This is a genomic window from Vibrio sp. MM46, from assembly GCF_027587135.1.
Taxonomy (GTDB): domain Bacteria; phylum Pseudomonadota; class Gammaproteobacteria; order Enterobacterales; family Vibrionaceae; genus Vibrio; species Vibrio harveyi.
Window position 1 is genome coordinate 1 of sequence record NZ_JAPPTO010000037.1, and the last position, 12,018, is coordinate 12,018.

Sequence of the window (12,018 nt, forward strand, 5' to 3'; positions counted from 1 at the left end):
ATCTGACAATTAAAATTCACCTATTGGTGTATGAACTCCGCTTGTGTGCGAGTCCAATTGCGTGCAAGCCCAGCCGCTCTGCCACTTATTTAGAAAGCCTTGCTAGAAATAGCAAGGCTTTCGTCGTTTCTAGAGACTTCAATTTCCTACTTGCTCTAGCCTTATTTACCATTAGACTCTCTTCTTCTTAAACCGATCTCTTTTACTTACTTGCCATATGTGTGTGGGTGCTTACTATCTTGTTAGTGACCATTAAATATAGATCTTCATTTATAATCTCTGAATCTGAGCATTATGACTGCACATCTTTAAAAGATAACTGAGAATCATTATTAATATTTAGTTACACTCACATCAATTGGAATAATGAGTGACTAAATACATGGATATATCTCGTCGACGCTTTCTTCAATCTTCCTTAGCGATCTCTGCGCTTACCGTTATGCCTGCATGTTCTCTATCCGAGAGCACTAATAAACAGGGTCAGCGTATATACGACATCACTGCAGAGCCTTCTACTGCTGAATTGGTACCAGGGTTTACCACGGATGTACTTGCATTTAATGACTCGATTCCAGCGCCTACGATTCGTTGTCGCCAAGGCGAGAAAGTTATTATTCGGTTTACTAACAAGCTTTCAGAGCCGACTACAATCCACTGGCATGGCTTACGAATCCCTATTGAAATGGATGGTGTCCCTTTCTTGAGCCAGCCGCCTATCATGCCAGGTGAAACATTCGTTTATGAATTTACACCACCAGATGCGGGCACATTTTGGTATCACCCACACATGAATAGCGTTAAGCAACTTGGGATGGGCTTAGTCGGGCTAATCATTGTTGAAGAGGCAGAACCCGTTCTATTTAATGAAGAGCATGAAGTCGTCCTCAAGCATTGGCATTTAGACAAACAAGGTCAGTGGAAGAATCTAATGGTGCCGCGCTTGAGTGCACGAATGGGAACGCCAGGAGAGTGGAGTAGCGTCAATGGTGTGCATGAGCCTGTTTATGCGTTGAAGCAGAATGCTACCACGCGATTAAGAATTGCTAATGTCGATAACACCATTACTTACCCGATCGCTATAGAAGGCGTAGAGGCTTGGGTTATTGCTATAGATGGTAATCCTGTTAAAACGCCTTATAAGCTCACTCAGCACAAAATTGGTCCGGGAATGAGGTTAGATGTCGGATTGATTGCTCCGAAGGCTGGAGAACGTGTTTATGTGCGTCAAATGAAAGGACGTTTCCCATTTCCTTTGTGTGAGTTTGATATTGTTGAGTCTGACCTGCCGAGTAATCAGAAACTGCCTTTATTGCCTCTAAACCCTGTGCCTGATCTTGATTTAGAAAATGCTGAGCAAATTGATTATGTGTTTGAATGGGAAGGGGCGGTAACTCCTGCCGACAAATCGGGCAAAGCGATGCCTAAGTTTTGGCTGATGAACAAACGAGCTTGGGAGGGAATGAGTAAAGATAATATTCCAGCGCCGCTTTCAACATTGGAGCTCGGAAAAACCTATATCTTCAACCTTAAGAACGTCACCCAATATCATCATCCTATTCACCTTCATGGGCACACATTTACTGTTCTTGAGTTAGATGGCAAAAAACTCGATGAACCGTTTCATACCGATACGGTCTTACTTGGAAAAAACGGCAGCGCGAAAGCGGCATTTGTTGCAGATAACCCAGGACGTTGGATGTACCATTGTCATGTGATCGAACACATGAAGACGGGTTTGATGGGGTACATCGAAGTAAAGTGACTCCTGTAACTTTTTAAATCTTGATAAGTTTTAAGCGCTATACTTTGCTGAATTCTAAGATTGTATAATCACTATTGCCGTAAATTTGATTACAATGTCGCCATTAACTTTTCTGGGGGAATTATGGGACAACTATCCGTTTTGGGTTTTATTGCATTGGGTGGCGCATTTGGTGCATGTTCTCGTTACTTAATTTCTGAACTTTGTGTGATGCTACTCGGTCGTGGTTTTCCGTACGGTACCTTGACCGTGAACGTTGTTGGCTCATTTATTATGGGTCTACTGATTGCTGCGTTTGAAACTGAGTTGATGGTCACTGACCCATGGCGTCAAATCATCGGTCTTGGTTTTTTGGGCGCATTAACCACATTCTCTACTTTCTCAATGGATAACGTGTTGCTTATGCAGCAGGGCGCTTTCTTTAAGATGGGATTGAACGTATTGCTGAATGTCGTGTTAAGCATTTCAGCTGCGTGGATTGGTTTCCAATTATTGATGCGTAGCTAGCAAAAATACTCAAATCTTAATCAGGTCGGCTTGGTTTAACCAAGCCGTTTTTATATACTGATTTTACTTGTCGGAGTGCCATAAGGCTGAGACCGTTAATTCGGGATCCGTTGAACCTGATCAGATTAGAATCTGCGAAGGGAACAAGAGAAGATATCTACACCAGGGTTCTATCTGGTCGACCTATCAAATAGTCGAATGTTGTTATAGACGAAGAGTACTCGCTCAACTTGTCCTTAATTCGATTCCTCTTGTCGCATCTATCCGCCAAGCATTTTTATCCCAATACTTTTTATCTAAGCATAACAAAGCAAGGAAAAATGCTATGTCGAGTCGCAAGCAAGCGAGACTGGAAGCAAAACAGTTCATTGATACACTCTCGGTACAACCGTACCCAAATTCAAGCAAAGTCTACGTAGAGGGTTCACGTCCCGATATTCGTGTGCCAATGCGTGAAATATCACTCGCTGATAGCCTTATTGGAGGTACAAAAGAAGCGCCTATTTTCGAGCCTAATGAGCCAGTACGCGTTTACGATACCTCGGGTGTATACACAGACCCAAATCACACCATAGACCTCTACAACGGTTTACCTAAGCTGAGAGAAGAGTGGATTGAAGAGCGCTCTGATACTGAGCTACTTGATGAAGTAAGCTCGGTGTACACCAAAGAGCGCTTAGAAGACGAAACGCTAGACGAGCTTCGTTACGGAAATCTGCCACGTATTCGACGTGCCAAAAATGGGCAGTGCGTGACTCAATTGCACTATGCTCGCAAGGGTATAATCACCCCGGAAATGGAATATATCGCTCTACGTGAAAATATGGGGCGTGCTCAATACCGCGATGAAGTGCTGAATCAACAACATCCGGGTCAAAGCTTCGGAGCGAATCTTCCAAAAGATATTACCGCCGAGTTTGTGCGTAAAGAAGTCGCCGAAGGTCGCGCGATTATTCCTTCTAATATCAACCACCCAGAATCTGAACCAATGATCATTGGACGTAACTTTTTGGTCAAAGTGAACGCCAATATTGGTAACTCATCGGTGACGTCTTCGATTGAGGAAGAAGTAGAGAAGCTAGTGTGGGCGACGCGTTGGGGTGGTGATACCGTTATGGATCTCTCTACTGGACGTAACATCCATGAAACTCGCGAGTGGATTCTGCGTAATAGTCCGGTTCCGATTGGTACTGTACCTATGTACCAAGCGCTTGAGAAAGTGAATGGTGTGGCGGAAAACCTTAACTGGGAAGTGATGCGCGATACTCTGATTGAGCAAGCAGAGCAGGGCGTTGACTACTTCACTATTCATGCCGGTTTACTACTTCGCTATGTACCAATGACAGCAAAACGCGTTACTGGCATCGTTTCTCGTGGTGGTTCTATCATCGCGAAATGGTGTTTAGCGCATCACCAAGAAAGCTTCTTATATACCCACTTCCGAGAGATCTGTGAAATCTGTGCTAAGTACGATGTCGCACTATCTCTCGGTGATGGTCTGCGTCCTGGTTCGGTTGCAGATGCTAACGATGAAGCGCAATTTGCAGAGCTTCGTACTCTTGGCGAATTGACCAAGGTTGCGTGGGAATATGACGTACAGGTGATTATTGAAGGCCCTGGTCATGTTCCAATGCATATGATCAAAGAGAACATGGAAGAGCAGTTAGAGCATTGCCATGAAGCTCCTTTCTACACCCTTGGTCCACTGACTACAGACGTTGCTCCTGGTTATGACCATATTACTTCAGGTATTGGCGCTGCGATGATTGGTTGGTATGGCTGTGCGATGCTTTGTTATGTAACTCCTAAAGAACACCTTGGCTTACCGAACAAAGAAGATGTAAAGGTAGGTATGATCACTTACAAGCTTGCTGCGCACGCCGCTGATTTGGCAAAGGGACACCCTGGTGCTCAAGTTCGTGATAACGCACTTTCTAAAGCTCGCTTCGAGTTCCGCTGGGAAGACCAATTTAACTTGTCGCTCGACCCAGATACCGCTCGTGCTTTCCATGATGAAACCTTGCCTCAAGAGTCTGGAAAAGTTGCTCACTTCTGTTCGATGTGTGGACCAAAGTTCTGCTCGATGAAGATTTCGCAAGAGGTACGAGAATACGCGAAAGATACTGAGCAAGTTGCTGCGGACCAAGCTATCTCAATCAAAATGCTTGATGATCCTCTTGAGGGGATGCGTCAGAAATCGCAAGAATTTAGAGATACAGGTTCTGAGCTATACCACCCAGCAGCACATGCCGAGGTAAGTGACTAATGAGCAAAATCCTTATTCCGTCATCATTGATTGAACTGACAGGTTTAGTTCAGCAATGTTTGTTGTTGGCGAAAGAACAGGGTTTTAGCATCGAAGACATTGAGTTGGGTGTGAGCCCAACTCAATCTATTCAGCTTGTTCGCGACCAACAGAACACACGCATAACGACAGATCTTATTGATGGTTATGATTCTGAGCATGAGAGTTCATTTGTGCTCTATTATCGCTCTGCTTTATCGGTAGAAGCGTGTGCTAAGCAACCGTCGAAAGCGATTTATATTGGCATTGCTGATACGCAGGTATCCGATGAAAAGGAGAAAGTGCTTCAGCTTGATATCTGGCGTCACCCAATTAACGACGAAGTGAGAGCGCTCTCTGTTAAGTCCAAACTCAACGCAATGTTCGATCCCGAACATCACCTTGCTTGGATTGTAACGCTGACAGTACTCGATTTTCCTATCGAAGATGCGTTAACACTTGCTCGAGGAATGCTAACTCAACAAGCGAATGTTTCACGTGAAACACTATTGCATGACAACCTTGACGAGGGAAGAGCTACTCAGTGGGCCGACCAATTTGATGATTTCCCCACACCTGTACTGGAAGATAACCGACTAGGTATTCAAGTTGGTTGGTCAGCACAAGGCGAGAGTGTTAGCTTTCCAACTCTAACTAAGCAAAGTCTAGGGCTCTATCCAGTCGTTGATGATGTTGCTTGGATTGAGCGTCTGCTGCCACTAGGCATCAACACTATTCAACTGCGAATCAAGAACCCACAACAAGCCGATTTAGAACAACAGATCATTCGAGCAATTGAGCTAGGTCGTCAGTATCAAGCACAAGTGTTCATCAATGACTATTGGCAGTTGGCAATAAAGCATGGCGCTTATGGCGTTCACCTAGGACAAGAAGACATAGAAGAATCGAATTTGGCTCAGATAACTAAAGCCGGCATTCGTCTTGGTCTTTCTACGCATGGTTATTACGAACTACTGCGCATCGTACAAATTCATCCTAGCTACATCGCGCTAGGGCATATTTTCCCAACCACCACAAAACAGATGCCATCGAAACCACAAGGCTTGGTGCGCTTGGCACTTTATCAAAAGCTGATTGATAGCATTCCTTATACAAACACAGAGTCGGTTTTCCATCCTGCAAAAGACAAAGCAGATAGTGACTATGTGCTTGGCTTTCCGACGGTCGCGATTGGTGGCATTGACCAATCTAATGCAAACCAAGTTTGGCAAACAGGTGTTTCTAGTTTGGCAGTTGTGCGTGCTATTACGTTGGCAGAATCACCTCAATCCGTTATCGAGTTCTTCGCACAACTGATGAAGGAAAGACAGCTAACGTTTACTGATCAGAATAGTGAATTAGCGCATACCAAGAGAGGCGAACATGCTCACGGATAAGCAGTTCCTTCGCTATCAGCGCCAAGTCGCTCTTCCTGAAATTGCCGAAATTGGGCAAGAGCGTTTGAGCAAATCGCATGTGCTGATCATCGGTTGTGGTGGGTTAGGGAGCGCTGCGAGTTTGTACTTGGCATCAGCGGGTGTTGGTAAATTGGTTGTGGTTGATGACGATGAAGTTGATAGCAGTAACCTACAACGTCAGATCATTTATCGTGAACAAGACCTCCAAGTTGCGAAAACAAAAGCGACTGTAAAGCAACTCAATGAACTTAATTCTATGGTCCAAGTTCGTGCTCTCAATAAGCGATTAGACAAAGCACAGCTCCAGCTTGAGGTGATGCTGGCGGATGTGGTGCTCGACTGCACCGATAACATGCCAACGCGCCAGCTCATTAACCAAGTTTGTTTCGAACAAAATACGCCGCTCATCTCGGCGGCAACAATTGGTTGGCAAGGGCAATTCGCTGTCTTTGATTACCAAACACCAAGTGAACAAGAAGCGCAGAGTAAAGCCTGTTACCGCTGTTTGTATCCGTTCGACGAATTACCGCAAACGCAAAAGTGCAGTGAGAGCGGTGTCGTCGGTCCGGTGGTGGGGACACTTGGTAACTACCAAGCGATAGCGGCAATTCAAAAACTGGCGACGGGAAAGTTTCATGTCGAGACTGCCAAGTTACACCTGTTTGATGGATTGAAACTGCAATGGCAAACCATGGTGATAAGTAAAGATAAACAGTGCCAAGTGTGTGCTCAGATTTAGCTTACGAGTAATGGGCAGAATTAAGAGAGTAGGAAGCAATGACGTTATCAGAACAACAAACAACACAAATGACCGCTGCTGACTTAGATGTGATCACTATTGTCATCAATGACCAGTCACATCAAGTTGCCAGTGAGTCGAATCTACAGCAAATCATTAGTCAATTTGCGCTGCCTGAAATGGGCTGTGTTTTTGCAATTAATAACAATGTTGTGCCGCGCAGTGAGTGGACTAGCACAGTTCTTTCACAGGGAGATAGCATCTCTTTGTTTCAAGCGATCGCAGGGGGTTAAAGTCGATGCTTAAAATTGGTGATAAACAATTCGAATCAAGACTGTTCACGGGAACAGGGAAGTTTGCCAACAGCCGATTAATGGCAGAAGCGATTCAAGTGTCGGGATCTCAACTTGCGACCATGGCGTTGAAGCGTGTCGATGTGAACGACCAACAAGACGATATTTTGCTGCCGTTAGTACAATCGGGTGTGAACTTATTGCCGAACACCTCAGGTGCAAAGAATGCTAAAGATGCTGTGTTTGCTGCGCAACTGGCGCGAGAAGCGTTAGGTACAAACTGGCTAAAACTGGAAATTCATCCAGACCCGAAGTACTTGATGCCCGATCCAATTGAGACACTTGCAGCCGCTGAGCAACTGGTTCGTGAGGGCTTCATTGTCCTTCCTTATTGTCATGCTGACCCGGTTCTGTGTAAACGATTGGAAGAAGTAGGCTGTGCTGCAGTCATGCCATTAGGTGCGCCGATTGGTTCCAACAAAGGGATAGTTTCTCACGATTTCCTAGAGATTATTATCGACCAAGCTAATGTTCCTGTGGTTGTGGATGCGGGTATTGGCGCTCCTTCACATGCCGCGCGTGCGATGGAAATGGGTGCGGATGCTGTGCTTGTCAATACTGCGATTGCAGCTTCGAGCGATCCCGTTGCGATGGCGAAGGCATTTAAGTTGGCGGTAGAGTCGGGACGTATGGCTTATGAAGCCGGACTTGCCGGTAAGGTTTCTCATGCGGTTGCGTCGAGTCCACTGACGTCATTCCTAGATGAGCTTTAGTCCTAGATTGGTTTAGCTATTAAGCGAGGAAAACATGAGCTTCGTTGAACAATTTAAGCAGCTTAATTGGGATGACATATCGATGTCGATCTACGCGAAAACGGCACAAGATGTCGAGCGAGCATTGAATAAACCCAAACGTGATTTGGAAGACTTTAAAGCGCTAATTTCACCAGCGGCTGAAGCGTACTTAGAGCAAATGGCGCAGTTGTCATACTCGGCAACTCGCAAGCGTTTTGGTAATACCATGTCGCTTTACATTCCACTGTACCTTTCTAACTTGTGCGCCAATGCTTGTACTTATTGTGGCTTCTCAATGGAGAACAGAATCAAGCGTCGTACTTTGAATAGGGACGAAGTGGCTGCAGAAGTTGAAGCTATTAAACGCATGAAGTTTGATAGCGTATTGCTGGTGACTGGCGAACACGAAACCAAAGTGGGCATGAAATACTTCCGTGAAATGGTGCCGATGATTAAGAAGCGCTTTAACTATTTGGCGATGGAAGTACAGCCACTAGATCAAGACGAATACGCAGAGCTCAAGATATTGGGTTTGGATGCGGTGATGGTCTATCAAGAAACGTATCATCCTTCGACTTACGCCGAGCACCATTTGCGTGGCAATAAGATGGATTTCGAATACCGATTGGATACACCCGATCGTCTTGCAATGGCGGGTATTGATAAGATCGGTATTGGCGCTTTGATAGGCTTGGAAGAGTGGCGTACCGACTGCTTTTATGTGGCAGCGCACTTGGACTATCTTGAGCGCACGTATTGGCAGACCCGTTACTCGATTTCTTTCCCGCGTTTGCGTCCTTGTGAGGGCGCGCTCCAACCAAAATCAGTCATGACGGATAAGCAGCTTGTGCAGTTGATTTGCGCTTATCGTTTATTGAATCCAGAAGTGGAATTGTCATTATCGACTCGCGAATCACCGAAGTTCAGAGACAATGCATTGCCGTTAGGTATTACCAGTATGTCTGCGGCATCGAAAACTCAGCCGGGTGGTTATGCGATGGATGATGTTGAACTCGAGCAGTTTGAGATCAGCGATGAGCGAAGCGCGGGTTCTGTGGAAGATATGATTCGAGCGAAAGGATTTGACCCAGTATGGCGAGATTGGCACTCGGCGTATTCTGGTTAAGTAGCAAAGAAAGCCACTGGTCATCGTTATGTTTCACGTGAAACATAAGCAAAAAAAGAGGGTTGATGTAAAACATCAACCCTCTACTTTTTCTAGCTTCTAGCTTCTAGCTTCTAGCTTCTAGCTGTGTGCTACTGGTAGCGTTGCTTGACGAAGCCACTCTTTCACATCACCTTCAACAAGTGGGCTGATCTCATCCCATACTTTCTGATGGTAATCATTCAGCCAAGCAAGTTCTGGACGAGTTAGCATATCAACGTTGATGTTGCGCTTGTCGATTGGGCAGCGTGTTAGCGACTCAAATGACAGAACAGGGAAGTCACCGTTAGTTGGGGTTTCAACAACAAGCTCTAGGTTCTCGATACGGATACCAAACGCATCTGCACGGTAGTAACCTGGCTCGTTGGATAGCACCATACCTTCTGTTAGAGGCACATCGATTTGCTTCTTCGAAATGCTCGCTGGACCTTCATGAACACTTAGGAAGTGACCAACACCGTGACCAGTACCATGATCGTAATCGTAGCCTTCCGCCCATAGGTGCTGACGAGCTAGCGTATCGATTTGGTAACCACGAGTGCCTTTCGGGAAACGTGCACGTGCAACACCGATGTGACCTTTTAGCGCAAGAGTGAATTGTTTAATCATCTCTTGTGAAGGCTGACCGATCGCAATTGTACGCGTGATGTCTGTTGTGCCATCTAGGTACTGACCGCCTGAATCCACTAGGTAAAGCGTGTTCAGTTCTAGCTTGCCAGGTTCAGGTTGGTTCTCGTGGTTGTAGTGACACATCGCCGCGTTGCCACCTGCTGCCGAAATAGTATCGAAGCTAAGATCCATAAGTGTCGGGTCTTCGCTACGGAACGCTTCCAGCTTGTCTGCAAGCGTCGCTTCATCATGCAGGTTACCTGCAACGACTTCTGCATCTAACCAAGATAGGAACTTGCTCATCGCAACGCCATCACGGATATGACATGCTTTCATGCCTGCGATTTCAACTGCGTTCTTCGCCGCTTTTGGCATTAGGCATGGGTCAGCTTTACTCACCACTGATGCGCCAGCATTTTGTAGAACCAACTTAAACCATGCGTTACTTGTCGCAGGGTCAACCAGTACATTCTTGCCAGTTAGAGTTTCTAGTCGTGCTTGTAATGCTTCTGGGTGATGAACTGTTACGCCAGAACCAACGTGAGCGTCAAACTCAGCAGGTAGGCGAGCTGGATCTAGGAAGTATTCCACGCTTGAATCTGAATGCAGAATCGCGTGAGAAAGCAGAACTGGTAGACGTGATACATCAAGACCACGAACGTTGAGTAACCAACAGATAGAATCAAGTGCTGTGATCACTGCGCTGTCTGCGCCGGTTTTTTTCACCAGCTCTGCGATTTCTTGACGTTTGCTTTCACTTGATTGTCCAACCGCTTCTGTTGCCATTAGGCGAACATCAGAAACCACAGGAGCAGGGCGGTCGTGCCACAGCTCATCAATTGGGTTGCTGGCGAGAATCTTAAGCTCAAGTGCGCCTGCAAGTTTTGCTTGTGCCATGTCTAGCCAAGCAGAGTTGTGCATGCGAGGGTCGATTGCCACAGACGCGCCATTTGCAAGATGGTCTGTAATCCAATCTAGTGCTGGTTCTTCAATTAGGTGACGGTATTCGAATAGATCAGCAGGAACCTGCTTAGTGACTTGTACCGTGTAGCGACCATCAACAAAGATAGCGGCTTTGTCTTTGGTGATTACCGCAGCACCAGCAGAACCGGTAAAACCAGTTAGCCAATGTAAACGCTCGTTGTGAGCTGGTACGTATTCGCCCAAGTACTCGTCTTCATGTGGGACAAGTAGGGCATCAATATTATGTTGTGCTAGCCATTCGCGAATTGCATTCACGCGGCTTTGGGTATCGTTGTGCATCTGTGTTATTCCTTCAAATTACCGCTCCTTCATGCTCAGGTGTGGGAGCTGTTTCCATCTGCTTCATGCAGTTTACGATTCCATTGAGGTTCGCAATCACTTCAATAGAGTCGGAGTACAACAGACCATAGATGAGCCAAAAAGGACTATCGACTGTTAAGCTACTCATTTTACCGTAAGAGCGCAAATCGCGTCCGGGATTTTTATCTAAGATGATCGGTTTTTTGCGTGATCATGGTACGTAGCCAAGTTAAAGCTGGGTCATTTTCTCTGTCTCGGTGCCAGAACAAAGTGTAAGCCATTGGCGGGAATTCGAGTGGCAGCGGCAGTAACGCCATGTCGTGTTGTTTGGCTGCCAACTTCACAAAGTGGCTTGGCGCGGTAAACACAAAATCGGTGTAAGAACACAAACTGGCGGCACTGTTAAAGTCCGGTACGGTGACTGCGATATCACGTTCGCGACCAATGTCGGCTAAACGATAGTCGAGCAACCAACGGTCGTTGCCATCACAACGCACCTGTACATGACGCAGGGCTAGGTAAGCTTCTAAGTTCCAGTTACCACGCAAAGCCGGGTGGTCTTTACGCACGATACACATTTGGTGGTCGCGATAGATTTCCTGTTCACAAATGTCATCGGGCGGCAGCATAGTCAGCTTGGCATCGTTGATGTCGATATCTCGACCTGTCATGCCTAAATCGATTTCACCGCGTTGAATCATCTTGAACGTTTGTTCCGACCAAGAGTGGGTGCTTATGGTCACGCCTGGCGCTTGTTGGAATATTGCTGGCAAGAAGTGGGGCAGAATGAGCGGGTAGACACTCTCTACCGCTGCGATTTGAAAACGGTACTCACTGCTCTGTGGCGAGAACTCTTCGGGGTGAGTCAGCACCTCAAGTTGGTTTATCAACAGATCCAGTTTCGGTTTAAGGAACAATGCGCGCGGTGTTGGCGTCAATCCGTGTGAGTTTCGAGTGAATAGAGGATCATCAAATTGGGTACGTAATTTCGCTAAGGATTTACTTACGGCAGACTGACTCAAGCACAGTCGGTGGGCGGCTCGGGTGACATTCAACTCTTCAATCAGCACTTTAAAACAGACCAGCAAATTGAGGTCGATGCGTGCCAGTTTCTCTACGTTCACAGTGATTTTCCCCATTGGAATAATGGTCATGAGTAT

10 protein-coding genes and 1 riboswitch are annotated in these 12,018 nt (G+C 46.1%); of the genes, 8 read left to right on the forward strand and 2 right to left on the reverse strand.

Annotated features, from left to right (window positions below; genetic code table 11):
* The first annotated feature begins 382 nt into the window (after window positions 1–382).
* The 8 genes from OH459_RS25940 to thiH all read left to right on the forward strand — a co-directional run bounded on the left by OH459_RS25940 (window position 383) and on the right by thiH (window position 8,926).
* The gene (locus OH459_RS25940) at window positions 383–1,765 is read left to right on the forward strand and encodes a multicopper oxidase family protein (RefSeq protein ID WP_269989510.1); all 1,383 of its coding nucleotides are present in this window, start codon (window positions 383–385) and stop codon (window positions 1,763–1,765) included.
* Between the two features lie 123 nt (window positions 1,766–1,888).
* Window positions 1,889–2,272, forward strand: a complete 384-nt coding sequence (gene crcB, locus OH459_RS25945; protein WP_005430379.1) for a fluoride efflux transporter CrcB — start codon at window positions 1,889–1,891, stop codon at window positions 2,270–2,272.
* 61 nt (window positions 2,273–2,333) lie between these two features.
* Window positions 2,334–2,432: riboswitch (TPP riboswitch) on the forward strand.
* A 165-nt stretch (window positions 2,433–2,597) separates the two neighbouring features.
* Window positions 2,598–4,538, forward strand: coding sequence for a phosphomethylpyrimidine synthase ThiC (gene thiC / locus OH459_RS25950; RefSeq protein ID WP_050937765.1), 1,941 nt, complete (start codon window positions 2,598–2,600; stop codon window positions 4,536–4,538).
* Window positions 4,538–5,953 carry a thiamine phosphate synthase gene (locus OH459_RS25955; protein WP_269989500.1) on the forward strand — a complete coding sequence of 472 codons (1,416 nt, stop codon included), beginning with the start codon at window positions 4,538–4,540 and terminating at the stop codon, window positions 5,951–5,953. Before thiC ends, OH459_RS25955 begins: the two co-directional genes overlap by 1 nt.
* Entirely contained in the window at window positions 5,940–6,713 is a 774-nt protein-coding gene (locus OH459_RS25960) for a HesA/MoeB/ThiF family protein (protein WP_269989501.1), read from the forward strand. Before OH459_RS25955 ends, OH459_RS25960 begins: the two co-directional genes overlap by 14 nt.
* Before the next feature lie 38 nt (window positions 6,714–6,751).
* Window positions 6,752–7,006 carry a sulfur carrier protein ThiS gene (gene thiS, locus OH459_RS25965; RefSeq protein ID WP_172580265.1) on the forward strand — a complete coding sequence of 85 codons (255 nt, stop codon included), beginning with the start codon at window positions 6,752–6,754 and terminating at the stop codon, window positions 7,004–7,006.
* A 5-nt stretch (window positions 7,007–7,011) separates the two neighbouring features.
* Window positions 7,012–7,779: a thiazole synthase gene (locus OH459_RS25970; protein WP_045403455.1), complete on the forward strand. Its 768-nt coding sequence runs from the start codon at window positions 7,012–7,014 to the stop codon at window positions 7,777–7,779.
* Window positions 7,780–7,813: 34 nt separating this feature from the next.
* A complete protein-coding gene (gene thiH, locus OH459_RS25975) occupies window positions 7,814–8,926 on the forward strand; it encodes a 2-iminoacetate synthase ThiH (protein WP_269989502.1) in 1,113 nt (370 codons plus the stop codon).
* Between the two features lie 120 nt (window positions 8,927–9,046).
* Here thiH and OH459_RS25980 read toward each other — a convergent pair whose 3' ends face one another.
* Both OH459_RS25980 and OH459_RS25985 read right to left on the reverse strand, forming a co-directional pair.
* Entirely contained in the window at window positions 9,047–10,837 is a 1,791-nt protein-coding gene (locus tag OH459_RS25980; protein WP_269989503.1) for an aminopeptidase P family protein, read from the reverse strand.
* Window positions 10,838–11,040: 203 nt separating this feature from the next.
* Complete coding sequence (locus tag OH459_RS25985; RefSeq protein ID WP_172580867.1) at window positions 11,041–11,982, reverse strand: LysR substrate-binding domain-containing protein; 942 nt, start codon at window positions 11,980–11,982, stop codon at window positions 11,041–11,043.
* Between the last annotated feature and the right edge of the window lie 36 nt (window positions 11,983–12,018).